This window comes from Nonomuraea guangzhouensis, from assembly GCF_019396345.1.
Lineage (GTDB): Bacteria > Actinomycetota > Actinomycetes > Streptosporangiales > Streptosporangiaceae > Nonomuraea > Nonomuraea guangzhouensis.
Genome location: NZ_JAHKRM010000019.1, coordinates 244,183 through 265,164 on the forward strand (window position 1 = coordinate 244,183; position 20,982 = coordinate 265,164).

The window sequence follows — 20,982 nt, forward strand, 5'->3', positions numbered from 1 at the left end:
TAACCGTCACACCGTCCCGCGGGGGCGGGACCGTACTGAGCACTGCGGAGGTGATCGACACGTTGCTCGTCGTCGGCGCGGCCTCGGTTGCGGCCACGCGTGCCCCTGTGTATATCCTTCACAATCAACCTGAGCTGCCCGAACTGGCATGTATCACGGCGGGCGAGCCCGGTCTGACGACGAGCGAGCCCGTGCGCGTGTCGTGCCGGTGGTTGACCGCTCGGGCCAATCTGAGTTCCGATGATCTCGCGGTGATCAGACACGCCCTCACCGCCGTGGCAGAAGTGAAGGTGAGAGCGTGACGGACGACGGCCCTCGCGTACCGAAGTACTACGACGTGAAACGGAGCCTGCTCGAGCTCACCAAGAGCCTGTCCGCCGGTACGGCGCTGCCCCCTGAGCGGGCGCTGGCCGTACGCTTCGAGACCTCGCGCACCACGGTCCGTCAGGCGCTGACCGAGCTGGTCGTCGAGGGGCGGCTGCTGCGCATCCAGGGCAAGGGCACGTTCGTCGCCCAGCCGAAGGTGGCGCAGGTGCTCCAGCTCACGTCGTACATCGGAGATCTGCGCACGGCCGGCCTGGAGCCCGACACCAAGATCCTGGAGATCGGCTACATCACCGCCGACGAGCCGCTCGCGCGGCGGCTAGCCATCAACCCCGGCGGGCGCGTCCTGCGCATCCACCGCCTGCGCCTGGCCAACGGAGAGCCGGTCTCGATAGACACCACCCACCTGTCGGCCCGCCGCTTCCCCCGGCTGCGGCGCGAGCTGGAGGTGCACGCGTCGCTGTACGAGACGCTGCACAACGCCTACAACGTGCGGCTCACCGACGCCGAGGAGATCATCGAGACCGTCCTGGCCACCCCGTACGACGCCAAGGCCCTGGGCGTGGACGTAGGCCTGCCGATGCTGCTCCTGACCCGGCACGCCTTCGACGCCGACGGGAACCCGGTCGAGTGGGCGCAGTCGCTCTACCGCGGCGACCGGTACAAGTTCGTCACCCGCCTGCGCCGCCCCTAGCAGGCGGTTTTGGGCAGGTCACACACTTTGGCCGTCATCCGCTCCGCCTGATCGATGAGGCCCTTGAAGCGCTTGAGCGGCAGGCTCTTCGTGGGCCAGCCCGATTCGCCAACGACATAGACGGTCGCGCCGTTGCGTACGACAACCGTCTGTTCGCCGTTCTCGAAGAACCGGCTACCGGCCCGCAGAGCGTCGTCGCCCACCTTGAGTGGCTTGGTGTAGTAGTGGTGGCGGTCGGGGCCCTTGCCGTAGTTCGCGCAGCGGGACAGGTCCGCGCGCAGCCCCCGCATGGCCTCGCGGGCGGCGGAGACGCTCTTGTAGACGACGAGCTGCTCGTACTTGACCGTGTCTTCCGATTGGTAGTGGACGGCCCGGGTCGCCCGGCGGTCGGCGGTCGAGGCCGTACGACGCTCGCACGGGTTCAGCCGGAGCGGGAGTGCCTTCGACTCGGTGATCTTGTAGGTCTCCCATTTCTTGGCCGGTGGGTGAGTCTCCAGGAAGAGCGTCCCGTCGGGCAGGGGGCCCGCTCCCATCGACATCACCGCGGCGGCGGCCACGGCTATTCCCATATGCAACATCTGGCCTCCATGTCATTCCTCATCCCATGAGACGTCCATCAATAGCGAATCGTTCAGCTATTCCGGGACTTGTCGCCATAACGGGGTGATGATGACGGCATGGCAAAGGCGATCGAACAACCCGTTCCCGGCATCACGGTCGGCCACGCTCTCCTCGCCCGCTCCAAGGGCACGGCCCAGCCGGTGGACAAGATCGTGCATGACGGCGACACGATCAACATCGCGGCCGACGGCAACTTCGGCGTGCGCCTGCTCGGTGTCGACGCTCCCGAGGTCAGCTTCGAGTTACCGCGTAACCCGAACTTCCCCGACTTCCCCAAGGGCTTCGTCTCCATCGACAAGCCCGCCTGGACGACCTTCCTCACCGACCCGTTCGAGAAGGGCTACCAGGAGCTCACGCTCCGCACGGCCCTGCACAACAACCTGCTGGCCAGGCTGGGCCCGGCGGCCGCGCCCAACCACGCCGCCCACGCGGCCCCGGCCACCCAAGCGCTCAAGACCATGATCCAGCTCGACATCACCGAGCAGGCACTCACCGACGAGACGTTCAAGATCAGGCTGGCCTTCGCGCACGAGATCCTCGACAGGTACGGCAGGCTCCTCTGCTACGTCAACCGCGACCAGCGCGAGAAGCCCCGCCCCGACCCCTACAACGAGCGGCTGCTCGCGGCCGGGCACGTGATCCCGTACTTCATCTGGCCCAACGTCGACCCCTTCGTACGCCAGGAAGGCCGGTTGGCCGACGCCGTGCCGTCCCCGGGCAGTGCCAGGACGGTCGCCGAGGCAGGCGCGCTGGGCCGGGCCAGGCAGGCCGTACGGCGGGCCCGCGAGGCGGGGCTGGGCCTCTGGGACCACGCGAACCCGCTCGCCGTCCTGCCGTTCGAGCTGCGCTTCCTGGCCCAGCGCCGGGCGCCTGACCGCTACGTGCTCGACCTGTCGGACAACGCCAGGGAGTTGCTGCATCCGCAGAGCTACTTCCGCATCCCCAACCCCGAGGACCGGCTGTTCATCAACGCCGAGCACGCCCCGCTGTTCGGCGAGAAGGGCTGGTCCGTCCCGCCGCTATGAAGTGGGGTGGGGCTAGCCCCACCCCACAGGCGCACACCAAGCCCATGTCGCGCATCCCCGTAGGTCAATACGGTTGGTCGCATGAAAGTCCCCCGCCCGTGGTCGGCACGCGCCTGGCTCGACACGGCGCACGTCGTAATCGGGCTGCCCGTCGGCATGGTCCTCGCCGGGTTGACCGTCACGTGCGCCGTGGCGCCGCCCCTGATGCGCCGCGGCCTGCCGCACTTCACCCGGGTGCAGCGCTCCCGGTTCGAGGCGTTCCTCGGGGTGCGCATCCCGCCGGTGCGCTCACCGATCAGCTACCGCAGCCACATCACCTGGCGGCAGATCGGCTACCACGTGCTCTCGCCGCTGGTGGGGCTGGCCGGGGCCGTCCTGGTCGCGTTCGCGTGGGGGGCGGCCGTGGTGGGGCTGACGGCGTTCCTGCAGCCGATGCTGCAGGAACCGCCGCTGGTGTTCCGGTTCAACCTGCGGAATCCGTACGTGGTCTCCGCCTACATGGTTGTCGGGTGCGCCCTGCTGCTGGTGGCCCCGATCTTGGCCCGGGCGATGGCGCACCTCGACCTGGCGGTGGCGCGCACGCTGCTCGGCCCCAGCCGCCACGAGCTGGGACAGCGGATCGAGACGCTGACCGAGAGCCGCGCCGGGGTGATCGACGCGGCCGACGCCGAACGACGGCGCATCGAGCGCGACCTGCATGACGGCGCCCAGCAGCGGCTGGTCTCCCTGGCCATGAACCTCGGGCTGGCCCGCGCCACGCTGACCGACCTGCCCGAGCCCGCCCGCGAGGCGATCGAGCAGGCGCACGAGGAGTCCAAACAGGCGCTCAAAGAGCTGCGCGACTTCGTCCGGGGCCTGCACCCGGCCGTGCTCAACGACCAAGGGCTCGACGCGGCGCTGTCCGGCATCGCCGCGCGCGCCCCCATCCCGGTGCGGCTCCGCGTCGACATCGGCCTGCGCACTTCTCCTACCATCGAGGCGGTGGCGTTCTTCATCGTGTCCGAGGCACTCACCAACATCGCCAAGCACGCGGCGGCCACCAGAGCCCAGGTGAGCGTGGTGCGCGAGCGCGACCGGCTGTCCCTGCACATCTTCGACGACGGCTGCGGCGGCGCCACGCTCGACGGCGGCACCGGGCTGCGCGGCCTGGTCCAGCGGATCGACTCGGTCGACGGAACGCTCCGCCTGTCCAGCCCGCTCGGCGGGCCGACCACGATCGAGGTGGACCTGCCGTGCGAGTAGTGCTGGCGGAAGACTCCGTGCTCCTGCGCGAGGGGCTGGTCCGGCTGCTCGACGCGGCCGGCATGCGGGTGGTGGCGGCCGTGGACGACGCTGAGAGCCTGCTGCGCGCCGCCGAGGAGCACCTGCCCGACCTAGTGGTCACGGACGTGCGTATGCCGCCCACCCACACGGATGAGGGCCTGCGGGCGGCCCTCGTGCTGCGCCGCGAGCACCCCGGCATGTCCGTGCTGGTCCTCTCGCAGTACGTGGAGGAGCGCTACGCGGCCCGGCTGCTCGCCTCGGCGAGCGGTGGCGTCGGTTACCTGCTCAAGGACCGGGTCGCCGACGTGACCGACTTCATCGACGCGCTGCGCAGAGTGGCGACCGGCGGCACCGCGCTGGACCCGGAGGTCGTCTCCCAGTTGCTGCTGCGCGGCCACAGCGACCCGCTGGACCGGCTGACGCCGAGAGAGGGCGAGGTGCTCAAGCTGATGGCGGAAGGTCGCTCCAACGCGGGCATCGGCCAGGAGCTCGTGCTCAGCGAGGGAGCGGTCGGCAAGCACATCGGCAACATCTTCAGCAAGCTCGACCTGTCCCCTGCCGAGGGCGACCACCGGCGGGTCCTCGCCGTCCTGCAATTCCTCAAGATCAGGAGTCTGCCATGAGGGCCATCTGGCTGAGCGCGGGCGCCATGGCGACCGTGGTCGCACTGCTGATCACCAGCGGCGTGCTCTGGGACGCGTTCGCCCGCGCCCGTCCACCGATAGAGACCACCAGCAGGAGCATCCCGTTCAAGCTGTCGCAGTTGAAGGTGATCGTGGCGCGCGGAAACGTGAATGTCAGCATCCAGCCCGGCGAGGCCGGCGAGCTGTTTCTCGAACGGTCGCTGCACTGGTCGAAGCAGAAGCCGGGCGTCAAGGAGGACTGGGACGAGCAGCGGAGGCTGCGGATCGAGGTGTCCTGCCCTGGCATGGACCAGCCGGACGCGCCGATCTGTCAGGCCGACTACACGCTGTTCGTGCCGGAGGAGACCGATATCGAGGCGGAGTCGGCCAATGGCGACCTCGATGTCAGCGACATCTTCGGCGACGTCCGGATGACCTCCGAGTCGGGTGCGCTGCGGGTTTACCGGACCTCGGGCAAGGTCTGGGCCAGGAGTGGTTCCGGCGATGTCAGGGGGATCGGGCTGACCGGCGGCGAGGCCGACATGGAGACCGGCGCGGGTCACGTAGATCTGTCCTTCGACGCCGCTCCGACAAAGGTCCGCGCGGTCGTCAGGACCAGAGGGGACGTCGTCTTGATGGTCCCCGACCTGGGCTACGACGTGACGGCCAACGCCAAGCGGGCCGACATCAACGTCAAGAAGGAACCCACCTCGCCAAGAAAGATCACCATACAGGCGCAGAACGCTCTCGTGATGCCCTGCTGCGAGTGACTCTCCGGGGACCCGAGCGTTTACATCTGTTTACTCGGGTGACTCGTTGGTAGGTTCCCGGGCATGGAGTCTGCGAAGCACGCCGGTGACGCCGCCGTCGCCGTGTCCAAGGCCTACGGTGTCGAGACCATGTTCACTCTGTCGGGAGGGCACGTCTTCCCGCTCTACGACGGCGCCGTGCACGAGGGCATGCGGATCCTCGACGTACGCCACGAGCAGAGCGCCGTGTTCGCCGCGGAGGCCACTGCCCGGCTGACCAGGACACCCGGGCTGGCCGCCCTGACCGCGGGGCCCGGCATCACCAACGGGATCAGCGGCGTCGCGACCGCGCACTTCAACGGCTCTCCAGTGGTGGTCATGGGCGGGCGGGCGCCCCGCTCGCGCTGGGGCAGCGGCGCCCTGCAGGAGATGGACCACCCGCCCCTGCTCGGGCCGATCACCAAGCTGTCGTTCACCGCGAGCGGAGCCGACTCGATCGGCCAGGATGTCGAGGCGGCCTTCCGCACGGCCGTCGCGCCGCACCGCGGGCCGGTCTTCCTCGACTTCTACATGGACGACCTGTTCGCGCCGTCGCCCGTGCACCCGGTCGAGACGCAGAGTCCGTCCCCCCTCGAACCCGACCCCGAGTCCCTGGCCACCATCGCCAGGCTGCTCACCGAGGCCGAACGCCCGGTGCTGGTCTACGGGTCCGACGTGTGGATGGACCGGGCCGAGGAGGCCGCGCGCGACTTCGCCGAGAACTGGCGGCTGCCGGTCATCCCCAACGGCCAGGGCCGCGGCATCCTGCCCGCCGGCCACGAACTGCTCGTCACCCGCGCCCGCGGCCTCGCCTTCGCCGAGGCCGACCTGGTCGTCGTGATCGGCACCCCGCTCGACTTCCGGCTCGGCTACGGCTGGTTCGGCGGTAAGGAGGGCCGGCCGCCGGCCAAGGTCGTGCACATCGCCGACGCGCCGTCCCAGCTGGCCACCCACACGCAACCGGCCGCGTCCGCCGCCGGCGACCTCTCCGTGGTCTTCTGGAGCCTCGGTACGGCCTGCGGCGACGCCGGCCTGAAGCCCACGACCTACTCCGGCTGGGTGTCGAAGCTGTCGGAGGCCGCCGCCGCGGCGATCGCCGGCGACGCCGACCTGCTCGCGGCCGACTCCGACCCGATCCACCCCATGCGCGTCTACGGCGAGCTCGGCAAGGTGCTCGCCGACGACGCCGTGGTGATCGGCGACGGCGGCGACTTCGTCTCCTACGCGGGCAAGTACGTCGAGCCCAAGCAGCCCGGCAACTGGCTGGACCCGGGCCCCTACGGCTGCCTCGGCACCGGCCTCGGCTACTCCATCGCCGCCCGCCTGGCCAGGCCGTCCTCGCAGGTGGTGCTGCTGCTGGGCGACGGCGCGGCCGGGTTCTCGCTCATGGACGTCGACTCGCTGGTCCGGCACGGCCTGCCGGTGGCCATGATCTGCGGCAACAACGGCATCTGGGGCCTGGAGAAGCACCCCATGCAGCTGCTCTACGGCTACGACGTGGCCGCCGAGCTGCAGCCGCAGTGCCGTTACGACCAGGTGGTGACGGCGCTGGGCGGCGGCGGCGAGCTGGTCACCCGGCCGTCGGAGATCGGGCCCGCGCTGCGTCGCGCGTTCGACTCCGGCGTGCCGTACATGGTGAACATCGCCACCGACCCCCAGGTCGCCTACCCCAGGACCACGACGGGGATCTGACTACCTGACGCCGGCCGACGGCGTCGGCGTCGGGGTGCCCGACGGGCAGGGACCCCCGTCGATGACGACGATCTTGACCGGTTTGGTCACATCCAGCCACGTGCCGCCGTTCGGGAAGGTCTGGCCGATCCTCCCGCAGGCGGTGCCCTGCTCGGTGGTGGTCTGGTCGTCCATCCCGATGGTCTTGAAACCCGCTGCCCGGATCCGCTGGGTGGCCACCGCGTACGGCAGGTCGACCACTCTGGGGACCTGCTTCTTCACGACCTCCGTGGTCGGCGTCGGCGTGCTGCTGGGAGTCTTGGTCGGCGACTTCTTCTCCGTCGGGTCCGGAGTCGGCGTCGTCTCTTCCTCCGTCGGCTCCGCGGTCGTCTTGGTGGGGAGCGGCGCCTGCGTTGTCGGCTTGGCCTTGGGCGTGGTGCGCCTGGCGCGCGGCGTCGTCGGGGTGCTCTTGTCGGTGGTGGGAACGGAGTTCGCTATGTCCGTCGTAGTGGCGGTCGGCGCAGGCTCGGGCTCGGCGTTGATGCCCGTCAGCGCGACGGCACCGGCGCCCGCCCCGAGAACGACCGCGGCCGCGATCCCGGCGATCAGCCCGCCCCTGCGGGGCGCCTTCGTGGCGCTGCGACGGCCGCCCTGCCGCGGCCCGGCCACCGTCTGCGCCTCCTGCCGCGCAGCCTGGTAGGACCCCGTCTGGTGCGGCCCCGCCTGACGAGACCCTGTTTGCGGACCGGCCTGGTACGACCCCGTCTGGTGCGAACCGGACTGGTAGGACCCGTCCTGGTGTGGCCCGGACTGACGAGATCCTGTCTGGTACGCCTCCATCGGCGCGGCCATGGTGGCACCCGTCGCCAGCGGCGCCGGCTCGGGAGCGGGCGTCTCGCCGGCCGCGATCTTGCGTGCCGTCTCGCTCATCGCCCTGGCCGTCGGGTAGCGGGCGAGCGGATCCTTCGACAGTGCCCGCTCGACGAGCGCGCGCACGGACCGGGGGATGTCGGTGGGCAGCGGCGGAGGCGCCTCACGGATGTGCTTGAGCGCGATCGTGACCGCGCTCTCGCCGTCGAACGGCCGCTGCCCCACCAGGCACTCGTACGCCACCACGCCCAGCGCGTAGATGTCGACCGCGGGCGTCACCGGCGCGCCCTCGGCCTGCTCCGGCGCGCAGTAGGCAGCGGTGCCCAGCACCATGCCCGCGTCGGTGAGCCGGTTGGCCACGTCGGAGCGGGCGATGCCGAAGTCGGTCAGCACGAGCGTGCCGTCACGCTGGACCAGCAGGTTGCCCGGCTTCACATCACGGTGCACGATCCCCTGTTCGTGCACCGCCTGCAGCGCCGAGGCCGCCTGCGCGATCAGCTCCATCGCCGGCTGCGGCGGGATCCGGCCCAGCCGCATCAGCAGCCTGTCGAGCGGCTCCCCGTCGACGAACTTCATCACCAGATAGACGGTGTCGCCGCTCACGCCGTAGTCGTAGACATCGACGACACCCGAATGGTTGATCGTCGCCATCGCCCTGGCCTCGGCCTGGAAGCGCGCGACGAAACCGGGATCGTCCATGCGGCCGGGCAGCAGCACCTTGACGGCGACAGTGCGCGCCAGCACGATGTCCTCGCCCCGCCACACTTCGCCCATGCCCCCGGCGCCAATGCGGGTGTCCAGGCGATACCGCCCCGCCAGCGTCGTCCCTTGGGCTACCATGACTCCCCCGTTACCCCCCTACCTCTATAACCTCTCCCACCCCAGGTTCAACAAAGCGAAGTTATGTCGCGGTGAGGTAACACAGAGGTCACGGAACTTCGAGAGTGTATGACTCACGAGTCCCACGTGCCACTTGAATGCTGTAAGCCCTACAAACTCTATCCTGCGGCCTTCTGACCTCACTTGTCCGCGTTTCCGGGAGATCAGGGCCCTTGACAGGGGCCCATTGTGATGATCGCAGTAGGCTGGCGGCATGACGCTCGCTCCGGGGCTCCGCGCCCAGCTGCTCATCATGGTCGAGGTGTCGGACACGGCGCAGAAGATCGGCAGCGGTGACGTCCCGGTGCTCGCCACTCCACGGCTCCTCGCGATCGCCGAGATGGCGACGGTCAATGCGGTGCGTGAGCATCTCGCTCCCGGCGAGACGACCGTCGGCACCCGCGTCGAGCTGGCGCACCTGGCCGCCAGCCCGGTGGGCACCCACGTGCAGATCACCACCGAGCTCACCGAGGTCGACGGCAGGCGGCTGGTCTTCGGCTTCGAGGCCCGCGACAAGCGGACCGTGGTCGGCCGGGGCACGATCGAGCGAGTGGTGGTCGATCGCGCCAAGTTCCTCGACCGCGCCACCCGCTGAGCCGGCGGCTACTCGATGACGGCGATCAGGTCGCCTTCCTGGATCACGTCACCCTCGCTGACCTTGAGCTGCACGAGCACGCCGTCGTCCTCGGCCAGGACCGGGATCTCCATCTTCATCGACTCCAGGATGACCAGCGTGTCGCCCTCGGCGACCGTCTGACCCTCCGAGGCGACGACCTTCCAGACGTTCGCCACCATCTCCGCGCGTACCTCGGCCACCGGGACTCCCCTCTTCCAATGAGCTAACAATGCCATGTGCGCCTAGGCGCGCATCCGCCCGACCAAGCCCGTGTCATAGTCGCCGCTGACGAACTCCGCGTCGTCCAGCAGCTCGGCACAGAACGGCAGGTTGTTCTTGGGTCCTTCGACGACGAAGCCCGCGACGGCCTCGCGACCGGCCCGCAGCGCCTCGACCCGGCTCGCGCCGAAGACGCAGAGCTTGGCCATGAGGGGATCGTAGAACGGCGTGACCGTGTTGCCCTCCTCATAGCCGGAGTCCACCCGGACGCCCTCGCCGACCGGCTCCCGCCATGTGGAGATCTTGCCGGGCCCCGGGAAGAACCTCTTCGGATCCTCGGCGTAGACGCGGAACTCGATGGCGTGGCCCCTGCTCTCCGGCTTCACCTCGGGACTCTCGCCCGCCGCCACCCGCAGCTGCAGCTCGACCAGGTCCAGCCCGGTGACCAGCTCGGTGACCGGGTGCTCCACCTGGAGCCTGGTGTTCATCTCCAGGAACACGAAGTCCTGCCTGTCGGCGTCGACCAGGCACTCCACGGTGCCCGCGCCCAGGTAGCCGACGGCCTCGCCGGCCCGCACGGCCGCGGCCAGCATGCGCTCGCGCAGCTCGGGCGTGATGCCGGGTGACGGCGACTCCTCGACGACCTTCTGGTGGCGGCGCTGCACGGAGCAGTCGCGCTCGCCCAGGGCCACGACGGTGCCGTCGGGCCGGCCGAGGATCTGCACCTCGACGTGGCGGGCCCGCTCGATGTAGCGCTCCAGCAGGATGGCGGGCCCGTCGAGGACGTCACCCGCGGCGAACCTCGCCGCCGCCCTGGCTGCCTGCTCGAACGCCTTCGCCAGCCCCTCGTCGTCGTGGGCGACGCTCATCCCGATGCCACCGCCGCCGCCGGCGGTCTTGACCATGACCGGATAGCCGATCCGGGCCGCCGCCCGCAGCGCCAGCTCCAGATCGGTGACGGGCTCCCGGGTGCCGGTCGCCACGGGCACACCCGCGTCCTCCATCAGATTCCGGGCATTGATCTTGTCGCCCATCTGATCGATGGCCTCGGGAGCCGGGCCGATCCACACCATCCCGGCGTCGATCACCGCTCGGGCGAACGCCGCATTCTCCGCGAGAAACCCATAGCCCGGATGAATCGCCCGCGCGCCGGTGGCGCGAGCCGCCTCCAGCACCTTCCCGGCATCCAGGTAGCTCAGCTGGGGGTTGGCCGGCCCGATCAACACGGCCTCGTCGGCCTCGCGCACGAACGGGAGATCCGCGTCGGCCTCGGAGTGGACGGCGATGGCCCGCAGGCCCAGCCGCTTGACCGTCCGGATGATCCGCCGGGCGATCTCCCCTCGATTGGCGACCAGAACAGGACCCAGTGTGTCGATAAGCACCCGCCCACCCTATGACCGCGAGGCTCCGCACCTTTTCCCGCAAAACAACGGATCCGGCGGGCTGCTTATGTGGGAACTCTACAATTGCGAGGGCGCCAGGGTCGGCTTCGTCTGCGCAGGACCTACAGGGACGATTGTCCACGGCACCGGTCTCACCGTCTCGTCACGGCGGCCGGCCACGTGCGGGGTCAGCGGGCGTGTTCCTGGAGGCCCTCAGCCACGTGCGGCGGGTGGGTCTTGCCGGGCTTGCCGTACTGGATGGGCGGCTTTTCAGAGCTTGTGGACGCCGAGCCGATCGACGACGCGCGTCATCGCCTCGATCGCGTCGGGATCGTACGCGGTGCCGGCGGCCAGCCGCAGCCGCTCGAGTGCCGCACCCCCGCGATCGCGATCAGCCGAACCGCCGACCAGGTCATCGTAGGCGTTGGCCGCCTTGATGATCCGGCTGGACAGCGGCGGGTCCTCGGCGATCTGGTCGCACTGACGGCGCACCAGCTCGGCCACCCGGTCGAGCACGCCCGTCTGCTTGATCACCTCGGCCCCCAGCTCGGCGATGCGGCGGGCCTGGGCGGGATCGGCGAGCACGGTCGCGCCACCCGGAATGGGGTCGCTCAGGGACAGCTGGCCGATGTCGTGCATGAGCGCGGCGTATTCGAGCTCCAGCAGCTCCGGCTCCGCCATGCCCAGCTCCCTGCCGACCGCCACGGCCAGGCGGCTCACCCGGCGCGAGTGGCCCGGCTCGACGTAGCCGCCGACCTCCGTGACCCGTGACAGAGCCCGTACGGTCTGCAGGTAGGTCGCGCGGATCCCGGCGTACTTGCGGAAGGCCACCTGCGTGACCAGCAGCGGCGCGGCGAAGACCAGCAGCGCCACCAGGTCCATGCTGTGGGTGGCCAGCGCGAGCAGCACCCCGGAGGCGGCCACGGCCGCGCCGAGCGGGAAGGCCATGTTGATCTCGTCGCGCACGGCCACCCTGAAGGCGGTGCGCACCTGCTCGGCCCTGAGCAGGGCCGCGATCAGCACGTCGATCAGCAGGGTGAGCGTGATGAGCGTGACCATGACGCCGAGCGCGGGCCACCACGTCGGCGGGTCCTGCCGGGTGAGCTGGTAAAGCGGGTCGGCGAGCGGCCGGAAGGCGAAGGCGAGCAGCGCCCCGGTCAGCAGGCGGCGCGCCATGGCGTCCAGGCGCGGCGGGCGGCCGACCGCCAGGTGCGGCAGCGCGCCCGCGATCATGCCGACCGCGATCACGGCCACCACCTGGAGCGCGGTGTGGCGCAGCGGGTTGTCGCTGAGGTCGAGCAGCAGTGTGTAGCCGAGCGCGGCGGCGGCGCCGATGGGCGCGACCTCCCTGTTGCCCGGCATGGTGAGCCGGGCCAGCTCGCCGACCGCGATCAGCGCGCCGAACCCGATCGCGATCTCGGGCCGGTCGAGCCCCACGGCCGAGGTGTGCGCGACGCCGGCCACGGCCACCAGCCCCGCCCCGCAGATGAGCAGCAGCTGCCCGGAGTCGAGGCTCTGCAAGGCACGCGTCAAGGCCCGCTCACCACTTCGATCGGCCTGGTCGGGTCGTCATGGTCCTTGATCGGGTTCTCGGTCGCCTCGGGTGGCGGCGGCTCGACGCGGCGCGGCGGCTGCCACGGGTCGCGTTCGAGCGCCCTGGCGAAGGCCGCCACCATGACCGGGTCGAACTGGCGGCCCGCGTTCTTGCGCAGCTCTTCGACGGCCACCTCGACCGAGCGGGCATGGCGGTAGGAGCGGTCGGACGTCATCGAGTCGAACGCGTCGGCCACCGCGATGATCCGGGCGAACTCGGGGATCTCGTCGGCCGCGAGCCCCATCGGGTAGCCCTTGCCGTCGTGGCGTTCGTGGTGGTGCATGATCCCGGCGTACGCCTCGTCGAGGAAGTCGATGCCGCGGACGATCTCCAGCCCGCGCATCGGATGGAGCTGGATCGCGGCGAACTCCTCCTCGGTCAGCGGCCCCTCCTTCTGCAGCACCTTGGTCGGCACGCCGAGCTTGCCCACGTCGTGCAGCATGCCCGCGTAGCGGATGGCGCGCAGCCGCTCCAGGCCCATGCCGATCTCCTGGGCGATCATCGAGGAGGCGAGCGAGACGCGGGTGCAGTGGCCCCGGGTGTAGTAGTCCTTCGTCTCGACCGCCTGGCAGAGCGCGGCGATCGTGGCGTCGTAGGAGCGCTGCTGCGCGTGATACTGGCCGAACGCCCAGCGGGCGACGAACAGCGGCAGCAGCACCAGCACCGCCGAGATCGACTGCACGGTCGCCCAGAGCCCCGCCACCAGCAGCCCGAACGTGCCGTAACCCAGGTAGGACAGCAGGAACTGGACCATGCCCCGCAGCGGCACCTCCATGGCCCGCACCCGGGTCGCCAGCCGGATCATGGTCAGCGTGAGCATGATGTTGAGCGGCACGAACACGCCCGTGGCCGCCGCGTAGGGGCCGATGAGGTCGTCGAAGACGTTGACCCCCGGCACCCCCGAGACGCCGCCCAGCCCCTGGTAGACCCAGCCGGCCGCGTAGCCGCAGATCGCGAACTGCGCGCCGTTGAACAGCCGCTTGATCAACGGCAGCCCGGGACGCACGCTGAAGACCGCGGTGAACCCCACCAGAGCGGCCCCTTCTGGACCGATCAGGACGACAGCGGCCAGAGCTGCGGAGAAGCTCACGGACACCGCGAACTGCTCCACGTTCAGCAACGTCGGCATCGACTCGCAGACCAGGAACAGCAGCGCGAGCACCAGCAGGATGCCCAGATCGCCGGGCGCCACCAGCCGCCCGGAGGTGATCACGCTATGCCCGATGAGGATGGTCGCCGCGCCGATGACGGCGATGAGGTAGACCTTCGCAGGCCACGGCAGATCACGCATTGCGGCCCCCTAGGGTGCTCAGGTCCAGGACACCCCGGTTGGCAGGGCCCCGCCCCCGCTCATCAACAGTGTCATCACAGGAGTGATCAGCACCGCGGCCGCGATCAGCCGGGCGATCATAGCCTTCAGCATCTACTCGCCTCCACGCCGACTCTCTAGGTCGACTCCTGTGGGTCACGCTACAGAAGGCGCGGTCAGCGCAGGGCCGGAGTTGAGAATCGCAAGCAAAGCGTAATCAATCCACTACCTGGGGCGACCGACGGCCCATTCGACGGTGCTCTTCAGCCCGGTCGCCAGGTCGGTACGCGGCTGCCAGCCGAGCCCCTCGCAGGCCGGCACCGGGTCGACCGCCATGGCCGGCAGGTCACCCACGCGCGGCGGCGCGAACCCGGGCTTGTCCTGCGCGTTGGCCGCGTCGGCGATCAGCGAGTGCAGCTTGCGGTCGGTGGTCTGGATGCCGGTGCCGAGGTTGAACCTGCACCCGTTGCCCTCGGCCCCGCAGGCCTTGACGAAGCCGTCGACCACGTCGTCGACGTAGATGTAGTCGCGGGTCTGCGTGCCGTCGCCGTAGAGCACCGTGGGCGTGCCGCTGAGCAGACCGTCGGTGAAGATGGCCACCACTCCGGCCTCGCCTTCGGGCGACTGGCGCGGGCCGTAGACGTTGGACAGCACGAGGGTGGTGTACTCGATGCCGTAGAGCGCGCGGAACGTGGCGAGATAGGTCTCGCCGCTCAGCTTGGAGGCCGCGTACGGCGAGCGCGGGTCGGTGGCGGCGTCGCCGGGCACCGGGATCGTGGCGGGCCGGCCGTAGACCGCGACGGAGGAGGCGAACACCACCTTGCGGGTGTTGCCCTCGCGCGCGGCGGTCAGGACCGACGCGGTGCCCTGGACGTTCACACCGGCGTCGTGGACCGGGTCGGCGACGCTCCCGCGCACGCTGATCTGCGCGGCGAGATGGCAGATGACCTCGGGCCGCAGCTCGGCGGCCAGCGCGATCACGGCCGGATCGCGGACGTCGAGCTCATGCAGGCGGAAGCGGTCGTGGGTGGCCGCCTCGGCCAGGTTGTCCCTGCGGCCGGACGAGAAGTCGTCCACGACCGCGACGTCGTGCCCCTCCGCCAGCAGACGGTCGACGAGATTCGACCCGATGAATCCGGCACCCCCGGTGACAAGCACGCGCATGGGGGAATCTTAGTCGGACAGCTCCGACCTCACCTGCGCGATGCGGGCCAGCACCTTGGAGCGCAGGTCGCCGGGGACCGGGTCACAGCCGCAGTGCTTGGCCACGAGCGCCTTGATCGCCTTGTCGAGGTCGTACTCCTTCAGACAGGGGCTGCACTCCTCGAGGTGCACGCGGATCTCCACCACGTCGCCCTCGGTCAGCTCCCCGTCGAGGTAGGAGTAGACCTTGTCCAGCACTTCGCGACAGTCGGTGTCGTGCGGGTTGCCACAGCTCATTTCGATCCCTCCGCCGGGACCAGGCCACGCTCACGGGCATAGTCCTCGAGAAGTCCACGGAGCTGCCTGCGACCGCGGTGCAGCCTGGACATCACGGTGCCGATCGGGGTCCCCATGATGTCGGCGATCTCTTTATACGGGAAGCCCTCGACGTCGGCCAGGTAGACCGCGATCCTGAACTCCTCGGGCAGCACCGCGAGGGCCTGCTTGATATCACCGTCAGGGAGATGTTCGAGCGCCTCGACCTCGGCCGACTTCAGGCCGCTCGACGTGTGCGACTCAGCGCGGGCGAGCTGCCAGTCCTCGATCTCCTCGGTGCCCGACTGCTTGGGCTCGCGCTGCTTCTTGCGATAGCTGTTGATGAAGGTGTTCGTCAGGATCCGGTAGAGCCAGGCCTTGAGGTTCGTACCTTCCTGGAACTGGTGGAACGACGCGAACGCCTTGGCGAAGGTCTCCTGTAGCAGGTCCTCCGCGTCCGCTGGGTTCCGGGTCATCCGGAGCGCCGCGGAGTAGAGCTGCTCGAGGTAAGGCATCGCTTCGCGCTCGAACCGCTCACTTCGCTGTTCCAGAGTCTCCGCGCCTGTCGCGGGCACCGGACCCACCCCCCTAAGATCGCCGGTGGCCGACTGTGGCGGTACACCGTATTCACGGGAGAATACCCGCTCGTCACGGACTGGTCCGTCACTGGGGAGGGGTTCGAGCAATGTGAGCATGCACGTCGCAACACGCCCGCGCCCGCGTCTGTTCCCGCAAGATAGAAGGTGACGAACGACCCGGTGCGGGGAGTAAGGATACGTACCGGCTGGTAGCCATTTTCCCGGAACCCAGGAGTCGCGTGTGCTGCCCATTCCGGCCGAGGAACTGAACGGCTCAGGGACGCTCGGGCCGTACTGGACCTTCTACCGCGCCGTTGTCGCCGAGCAGCTGACCCGGTGGCTCCCCGACGAACCCTCCGTCATACTCGACCTGTCCGGCGGCCGGGGGCGGTGGTCCGGGCAAGCCGCCAGAGCCGGGCATCGGGTGATCGAGCTGGTCGACTTCCGCCGCACCGCCTCACTGTCCTCTTCGTTGGCCGCTCCGCTGACGGCCGACCCGCAGGCCCGGCTGCGCGACGCCGGGCGCGTGCGCCACGTACGCGCCGACGACCTGACGTTCCTGCCCGACGAGAGCGTGGACGCGGTGGTCGCCGAGGAACGCGCCATGTCGATCGAGCTCATGGCCGAATCGGCGATGGACGACGTGGCCCGGGTGCTGCGGCCCGGCGGGCGGGCGCTGGTCTGCGTCGACTCCCTGGTGCTGGGCATGGCGATCCTGGCCGAGCAGGAGCAGTGGCAGCACCTGCGGCAGACCGGCGAGGTCATGCTGGTGCCGTGGCCCGACGGCAGCATCACCCGCTGCTTCAGCAGCGGGCAGCTACGCGAGCTGCTGACCGGCGCGGGGCTGGAGGTGGAGTGGGTACGACCGCGGACCGTGCTGTCGCCCTCCACCGTCGACCACGTCCTGGGCTCCGACGCCAGGGCACTGGCCTGGCTGGTGCGCACCGAGCTCGACGCGCACCCTGACGACGACGACACGGTCGGCATCCACCTCGTGGCCAGCGCCCGCAAGGTGTGACCCGGGGTCGCTAGCGGCGGCGCTCCCGCTTGCCCTGGCACTCCACGCACCGCGCGGCCTCCGGGCGGGCCTCCAGCCGGCCCTCGGGCACGGGCTTCTCGCAGTCGACGCACATCCCGTACGTGCCTTCGTCCAGGCGTTTGAGCGCGTCGATCACCGCCCTGCGCTGCGTCGTGGCCACGGTCAGCATGGCCTGGGCGCGGTCGGCGTCGGTCAGGTCGGACCCCGCGTCGGCCGCGGAGTACTCGCGGATCCCGACGGGGTCGCCCTGCAGCACCCCGATCGATCGGTCCAGGTCCGCGAGAATCTTCTCCAGCCGCTCACGAGCGGTCGTGTCGTCCACGAATCCGCACCTCCGGGTCAACAGGGGGGGCAAGCCGCAGCGGGACTCCCCGGAAGTCCAACCCGGCGCGTGGGGGCATGCGTGGCGGTGACTCCGGGTGAACGGATGCATCGCTTTCCTCACCAGATGCCCACTTAGCGTGACTCTTACACCTTTACTGGAGAGCGGTTTCCTCCCCTGGTGGCAGGGGTTTGATGAGGTCTGGACCGTTGTTCCGCACATTGTTGACATCTGTGGAAACGGCCACCGCCGTCAACTGCCCGGTGTCGGCGGGCACCAGCAGCCCTGACGCCTGCTCGGGGTCAGTGAGCTTGGGGTCGAGCCACTCCGCCCAGCGCTCCCGCTCGATCATCATCGGCATCCGGTCGTGGATGCGGCCCAGCTCGTCCTCGGCGTCGGTGGTGATGACCGTGCAGGTCACCAGCCACTTGAGCGGATCATCGTCGGCGCGCGACTTGTCCTTCCAGAACTCGTACAGTCCCGCCATCGCCAGCACGCCACCGTCCTCCGGATGGATGAAGTACGGCTGTTTCTTCTTCTTGTCGCCCTCGACCGGCATCCACTCGAAGTAGCCGTCAGCGGGCAGCAGGCACCTGCGCTTGGCGAACGCCTGGCGGAAGGACGGCTTCTCGGCCACCGTCTCGACCCTGGCGTTGATCATCCGTGACCCGACCGACGGGTCCTTCGCCCAGGCCGGCACCAGCCCCCACTTGACGATCCGCAGCTGCCGCACGGCCCGCTCGGCCTCCTTGGGCACCCGGCTGAGGACGGCATAGACGTTCTTGGTGGGCGCGACGTTGTAGTCGGGCCCGAGCTCCTCGTCGGGGTCACCGTCGAGCTCGACCTGGAACTCCTCCAGCAGCTCGTGCTTCTTGCGCGCCGACGCGTATCTCCCGCACATGTCCCCACACTGCCACGTACGGCCTATGACCGCATGCACGCCTGTCTCCGTAAAGTTCACCAGCGCCAGTAGGCTTTCACCATGCCCAACTGGCCCGCACCCTCCGCGACCGCTCCCGTGGTCGCGTCGATCCGCCTGCCCGGCTCCAAGTCCGTGACCAACCGCGCGCTGCTCCTCGCCGCTCTGGCCGACGGTCCCGGCGTGGTGCGCCAGGCACTCCGCAGCCGCGACGCCGACCTGATGGTGGCGGCGCTGCGCGCCCTGGGCGCCACCCTGACGCCGGCGAACGAGACCACGGCCGCCGTCGACTGGCAGGTGACCCCCGGCCCGATCCGTGGCGGCGCGAGCATCGACGCGGGCCTGGCGGGCACCGTCATGCGCTTCGTGCCGCCGATGGCCGCCCTGGCCGACGGCCCGGTCTCCTTCGACGGCGACCCGCACGCCCGCAAGCGTCCCATGGGTCCCATCCTCGACGCCCTGCGCGCCCTGGGCGCCCGCGTGGACAACGACGCCCTGCCGTTCACCATCCACGGTCCCCTCGCGGGCGGCGAGGTCACGCTCGACGCGTCGGGGTCGTCGCAGTTCGTCTCGGGGCTGCTGCTCACGGCGGCGCGCTTCGAGAAGGGCGTCACGATCCGCCACGTCGGCCCGCCCGTGCCGTCGCAGCCGCACATCGAGATGACGATCCAGATGCTCAGGGCGGCCGGCGTCACGGTCGACGACGGCGAGCGCGACATCTGGCGGGTCGAGCCGGGACCGATCGCGGCCATGGACCTGGCCGTCGAGCCCGACCTGTCCAACGCGGCGCCGTTCCTGGGCGCGGCGCTGGTCACGGGCGGCACGGTCACCATCCCCGGCTGGCCGTACACGACCACGCAGCCGGGCGACGCCCTCCGCGGCCTGCTCACCTCGATGGGCGCCACGGTCCAGCTGTCCCCCGCGCCGCACGAGGCGAGCGGTGACGCCGGTTCCCTGACCGTGACCGGCACCGGCCGGATCGAGGGCATCGACGCCGACCTGCGCGAGGTGGGCGAGCTGACGCCGACGATCGCCGCGCTGGCCGTGCTGGCGAGCTCGCCGTCCCGGATCCGGGGCGTCGCGCACCTGCGCGGCCACGAGACCGACCGCCTGGCCGCCCTGGTCACCGAGATCACCCGGCTGGGCGGCGACGCGGAGGAGACCGACGACGGCCTGATCATCCGCCCCCGCCCCCTGCACGGCGGCGTCTTCCACAGCTACGACGACCACCGCATGGCCACGGCCGGTGCGGTCATCGGGCTGGCGGTCCCGGATGTCGAGGTGGAGAACATCGCGACGACGGCCAAGACGCTCCCGGAGTTCGTCCAGATGTGGACGAACATGCTGGGCGAGCAATGACCACCCCCCGCCACGGGGCCACCGGTCCGACGAGGCCGCACCTACGAGCAGGTGGCCCGGCGGCCGGCATGGTGGGGCGGATGCGCGGGCACAACCGCCCCGTAAGCCGGCGCGGTGGAGCGGCGGGCAGGCGCGATCCGCTTGGCGGCCCGCGCGGTGGGGCAGCGTACGGACAGAACGACGCCACTGACCGCCACGGTGGGTGGGCCGCGCACAGCAGGAACGATCGCATGGGGGTAGACCGCTGAGAAAGCGGGAGTACGACGAGGACGACGTACGGATCAGGCCGAGCAAGGGCTCACGGCCGCGGACCCGTATTCGGCCTGCGCATGAGGACGCCGTAGAGGGGTTCGTGGTCGCCGTGGACCGGGGCCGCTACACCGCGCTGGTCGAGCCGGAGCGCGCCAAGGGATCGGCCCAGAAGCGCAAGCAGCCCGAGCGCCGCATGGTCACCGCGATGAAGGCGCGCGAGCTCGGCCGCAAGGGCATCGTCGTCGGCGACCGGGTGGCCCTGGTGGGCGACGTCTCGGGCCGCCCCGACGCCCTGGCCAGGGTCGTACGCGTCGAACCGCGGACGTCGATGCTGCGCCGTTCGGCCGACGACGTCGAGGACACCGACGGCATCGAACGCCCCGTGGTGGCCAACGCCGACCAGCTGGTCATCGTGACCGCGCTCGCCGACCCGCCACCCCGGCCGCGCATGATCGACCGGATCCTGGTGGCCGCCTTCGACGCCGAGATCGACACGCTCCTCTGCCTCACCAAGTCGGACCTCGGGCCGCCTGACGACCTGGTGGCGATGTACGAGCCGCTCGGGGTGTCGCACGTCGTCGTGCACAAGGGCGGTTCGCTGGACGAACTCCGCGACCACCTCACCGGCCGCCTCAGCGTCATGGTCGGCCACTCGGGCGTGGGCAAGTCGACCCTGGTCAACGCCCTCGTACCGGCCGCCAACCGCGCGGTCTCCCAGGTCAACGCCGTCACCGGCCGCGGCCGCCACACCTCGACCTCAGCCGTGGCCCTCGAACTCCCGGAGGGCGGCTGGATCATCGACACTCCCGGTGTACGCAGCTTCGGCCTGGCCCACGTCTCGGTCGAAACGGTCCTGGCCTCCTTCCCCGACCTCATCGAGGGCACGGTCGGCTGCCCGAAGGGGTGCACGCACCTGGACGCCGACTGCGCGCTGGACGCGTGGGTGGCGGCCGGCCACGCCGAGCCGGCCCGCCTGGAATCCCTCCGCCGCCTGCTCTCCAGCCGCGACACTCCAGATATCTGATTTCTCTGTTACGGCCAGCCCGGTGGGCCCCACCCACCGACCAGGGCTGGGCTCTGTCCAGGGGCACGCTCCTCCGGTGGAGGTGGCTGGGCGCCGTGACGTGCGTCCTCTTCACCATCTCCGTGGTCAATCCCGCGGCCGGTAGGACCTATC

23 protein-coding genes are annotated in these 20,982 nt (G+C 70.1%); 11 read left to right on the forward strand and 12 right to left on the reverse strand.

Annotation, left to right across the window (positions count from 1 at the left end):
* Positions 1-50: 50 nt before the first annotated feature.
* Together KME78_RS35865 and KME78_RS35870 are read left to right on the forward strand one after the other, a co-directional pair.
* Positions 51-302 (forward strand): hypothetical protein, encoded by a 252-nt coding sequence (locus KME78_RS35865; RefSeq protein WP_219533872.1) that lies wholly within the window; start codon positions 51-53, stop codon positions 300-302.
* Positions 299-1,018, forward strand: coding sequence for a GntR family transcriptional regulator (locus KME78_RS35870; protein ID WP_219533873.1), 720 nt, complete (start codon positions 299-301; stop codon positions 1,016-1,018). The genes KME78_RS35865 and KME78_RS35870 overlap by 4 nt, the downstream gene beginning before the upstream one ends.
* On the opposite strand, the gene KME78_RS35875 is transcribed toward KME78_RS35870, so the two are convergent.
* On the reverse strand, positions 1,015-1,596 hold the full coding sequence (locus KME78_RS35875) for a hypothetical protein (protein WP_219533874.1): 582 nt from the start codon (positions 1,594-1,596) through the stop codon (positions 1,015-1,017). The two genes, KME78_RS35870 and KME78_RS35875, sit on opposite strands and share 4 nt — an antisense overlap.
* A gap of 99 nt (positions 1,597-1,695) precedes the next feature.
* On the opposite strand from KME78_RS35875, the gene KME78_RS35880 reads away from it, so the two are divergent.
* From KME78_RS35880 to KME78_RS35900, 5 genes are all read left to right on the forward strand, one after another.
* On the forward strand, positions 1,696-2,664 hold the full coding sequence (locus tag KME78_RS35880) for a hypothetical protein (RefSeq protein ID WP_219533875.1): 969 nt from the start codon (positions 1,696-1,698) through the stop codon (positions 2,662-2,664).
* An 81-nt stretch (positions 2,665-2,745) separates the two neighbouring features.
* Positions 2,746-3,906, forward strand: a complete 1,161-nt coding sequence (locus tag KME78_RS35885; RefSeq protein WP_219533876.1) for a sensor histidine kinase — start codon at positions 2,746-2,748, stop codon at positions 3,904-3,906.
* The gene (locus tag KME78_RS35890) at positions 3,897-4,550 is read left to right on the forward strand and encodes a response regulator transcription factor (RefSeq protein ID WP_219533877.1); all 654 of its coding nucleotides are present in this window, start codon (positions 3,897-3,899) and stop codon (positions 4,548-4,550) included. Before KME78_RS35885 ends, KME78_RS35890 begins: the two co-directional genes overlap by 10 nt.
* On the forward strand, positions 4,547-5,320 hold the full coding sequence (locus KME78_RS35895) for a DUF4097 family beta strand repeat-containing protein (protein WP_219533878.1): 774 nt from the start codon (positions 4,547-4,549) through the stop codon (positions 5,318-5,320). The genes KME78_RS35890 and KME78_RS35895 overlap by 4 nt, the downstream gene beginning before the upstream one ends.
* A gap of 63 nt (positions 5,321-5,383) precedes the next feature.
* The gene (locus KME78_RS35900; protein WP_219533879.1) at positions 5,384-7,030 is read left to right on the forward strand and encodes an acetolactate synthase; all 1,647 of its coding nucleotides are present in this window, start codon (positions 5,384-5,386) and stop codon (positions 7,028-7,030) included.
* On the opposite strand, the gene KME78_RS35905 is transcribed toward KME78_RS35900, so the two are convergent.
* Positions 7,031-8,719 (reverse strand): serine/threonine-protein kinase, encoded by a 1,689-nt coding sequence (locus tag KME78_RS35905; RefSeq protein WP_219533880.1) that lies wholly within the window; start codon positions 8,717-8,719, stop codon positions 7,031-7,033.
* Between the two features lie 253 nt (positions 8,720-8,972).
* Between KME78_RS35905 and KME78_RS35910 the strand changes: the two genes are divergently transcribed.
* Positions 8,973-9,353, forward strand: a complete 381-nt coding sequence (locus KME78_RS35910) for a thioesterase family protein (protein WP_246652630.1) — start codon at positions 8,973-8,975, stop codon at positions 9,351-9,353.
* 8 nt (positions 9,354-9,361) lie between these two features.
* On the opposite strand, the gene KME78_RS64960 is transcribed toward KME78_RS35910, so the two are convergent.
* From KME78_RS64960 to KME78_RS35940, 7 genes are all read right to left on the reverse strand, one after another.
* Complete coding sequence (locus KME78_RS64960; RefSeq protein WP_214640164.1) at positions 9,362-9,574, reverse strand: biotin/lipoyl-binding carrier protein; 213 nt, start codon at positions 9,572-9,574, stop codon at positions 9,362-9,364.
* Between the two features lie 42 nt (positions 9,575-9,616).
* Positions 9,617-10,975, reverse strand: a complete 1,359-nt coding sequence (locus KME78_RS35915; protein WP_308127262.1) for an acetyl-CoA carboxylase biotin carboxylase subunit — start codon at positions 10,973-10,975, stop codon at positions 9,617-9,619.
* Between the two features lie 270 nt (positions 10,976-11,245).
* Positions 11,246-12,508 (reverse strand): HD-GYP domain-containing protein, encoded by a 1,263-nt coding sequence (locus tag KME78_RS35920; protein WP_214640166.1) that lies wholly within the window; start codon positions 12,506-12,508, stop codon positions 11,246-11,248.
* A complete protein-coding gene (locus tag KME78_RS35925) occupies positions 12,505-13,860 on the reverse strand; it encodes an HD-GYP domain-containing protein (RefSeq protein WP_219533881.1) in 1,356 nt (451 codons plus the stop codon). Before KME78_RS35925 ends, KME78_RS35920 begins: the two co-directional genes overlap by 4 nt.
* A 243-nt stretch (positions 13,861-14,103) precedes the next feature.
* Positions 14,104-15,042, reverse strand: coding sequence for an NAD-dependent epimerase/dehydratase family protein (locus tag KME78_RS35930; RefSeq protein WP_219533882.1), 939 nt, complete (start codon positions 15,040-15,042; stop codon positions 14,104-14,106).
* Between the two features lie 9 nt (positions 15,043-15,051).
* Positions 15,052-15,318 carry a mycothiol system anti-sigma-R factor gene (gene rsrA / locus KME78_RS35935; RefSeq protein ID WP_214640169.1) on the reverse strand — a complete coding sequence of 89 codons (267 nt, stop codon included), beginning with the start codon at positions 15,316-15,318 and terminating at the stop codon, positions 15,052-15,054.
* Entirely contained in the window at positions 15,315-15,920 is a 606-nt protein-coding gene (locus KME78_RS35940; protein WP_214640210.1) for a sigma-70 family RNA polymerase sigma factor, read from the reverse strand. Before KME78_RS35940 ends, rsrA begins: the two co-directional genes overlap by 4 nt.
* A 235-nt stretch (positions 15,921-16,155) precedes the next feature.
* Between KME78_RS35940 and KME78_RS35945 the strand changes: the two genes are divergently transcribed.
* Entirely contained in the window at positions 16,156-16,932 is a 777-nt protein-coding gene (locus KME78_RS35945) for a class I SAM-dependent methyltransferase (protein ID WP_219533883.1), read from the forward strand.
* A 10-nt stretch (positions 16,933-16,942) separates the two neighbouring features.
* On the opposite strand, the gene KME78_RS35950 is transcribed toward KME78_RS35945, so the two are convergent.
* Both KME78_RS35950 and KME78_RS35955 read right to left on the reverse strand, forming a co-directional pair.
* Entirely contained in the window at positions 16,943-17,275 is a 333-nt protein-coding gene (locus KME78_RS35950; protein ID WP_219533884.1) for a TraR/DksA family transcriptional regulator, read from the reverse strand.
* Between the two features lie 154 nt (positions 17,276-17,429).
* On the reverse strand, positions 17,430-18,176 hold the full coding sequence (locus KME78_RS35955) for an SOS response-associated peptidase (protein WP_219533885.1): 747 nt from the start codon (positions 18,174-18,176) through the stop codon (positions 17,430-17,432).
* An 81-nt stretch (positions 18,177-18,257) separates the two neighbouring features.
* Here KME78_RS35955 and aroA point away from each other — a divergent pair, with 81 nt between their 5' ends.
* The gene (gene aroA, locus KME78_RS35960) at positions 18,258-19,553 is read left to right on the forward strand and encodes a 3-phosphoshikimate 1-carboxyvinyltransferase (protein ID WP_219533886.1); all 1,296 of its coding nucleotides are present in this window, start codon (positions 18,258-18,260) and stop codon (positions 19,551-19,553) included.
* 41 nt (positions 19,554-19,594) lie between these two features.
* On the opposite strand, the gene KME78_RS35965 is transcribed toward aroA, so the two are convergent.
* Entirely contained in the window at positions 19,595-19,768 is a 174-nt protein-coding gene (locus KME78_RS35965) for a hypothetical protein (RefSeq protein ID WP_219533918.1), read from the reverse strand.
* Positions 19,769-19,797: 29 nt separating this feature from the next.
* Between KME78_RS35965 and rsgA the strand changes: the two genes are divergently transcribed.
* Positions 19,798-20,829 carry a ribosome small subunit-dependent GTPase A gene (gene rsgA, locus KME78_RS35970; protein WP_219533914.1) on the forward strand — a complete coding sequence of 344 codons (1,032 nt, stop codon included), beginning with the start codon at positions 19,798-19,800 and terminating at the stop codon, positions 20,827-20,829.
* Positions 20,830-20,982: the final 153 nt, after the last annotated feature.

Excerpts from the sequence above, each read along its gene's own strand:
- KME78_RS35875 (WP_219533874.1), bottom strand. The coding sequence starts at position 1,596 with ATGTTGCATATGGGAATAGCCGTGGCCGCCGCCGCGGTGATGTCGATG.
- KME78_RS35880 (WP_219533875.1), top strand. The coding sequence starts at position 1,696 with ATGGCAAAGGCGATCGAACAACCCGTTCCCGGCATCACGGTCGGCCAC.
- KME78_RS35885 (WP_219533876.1), top strand. The coding sequence starts at position 2,746 with ATGAAAGTCCCCCGCCCGTGGTCGGCACGCGCCTGGCTCGACACGGCG.
- KME78_RS35895 (WP_219533878.1), top strand. The coding sequence starts at position 4,547 with ATGAGGGCCATCTGGCTGAGCGCGGGCGCCATGGCGACCGTGGTCGCA.
- KME78_RS35900 (WP_219533879.1), top strand. The coding sequence starts at position 5,384 with ATGGAGTCTGCGAAGCACGCCGGTGACGCCGCCGTCGCCGTGTCCAAG.
- KME78_RS35905 (WP_219533880.1), bottom strand. The coding sequence starts at position 8,719 with ATGGTAGCCCAAGGGACGACGCTGGCGGGGCGGTATCGCCTGGACACC.
- KME78_RS35910 (WP_246652630.1), top strand. The coding sequence starts at position 8,973 with ATGACGCTCGCTCCGGGGCTCCGCGCCCAGCTGCTCATCATGGTCGAG.
- KME78_RS35925 (WP_219533881.1), bottom strand. The coding sequence starts at position 13,860 with ATGCGTGATCTGCCGTGGCCTGCGAAGGTCTACCTCATCGCCGTCATC.
- KME78_RS35930 (WP_219533882.1), bottom strand. The coding sequence starts at position 15,042 with ATGCGCGTGCTTGTCACCGGGGGTGCCGGATTCATCGGGTCGAATCTC.
- rsrA (WP_214640169.1), bottom strand. The coding sequence starts at position 15,318 with ATGAGCTGTGGCAACCCGCACGACACCGACTGTCGCGAAGTGCTGGAC.
- KME78_RS35955 (WP_219533885.1), bottom strand. The coding sequence starts at position 18,176 with ATGTGCGGGAGATACGCGTCGGCGCGCAAGAAGCACGAGCTGCTGGAG.
- aroA (WP_219533886.1), top strand. The coding sequence starts at position 18,258 with ATGCCCAACTGGCCCGCACCCTCCGCGACCGCTCCCGTGGTCGCGTCG.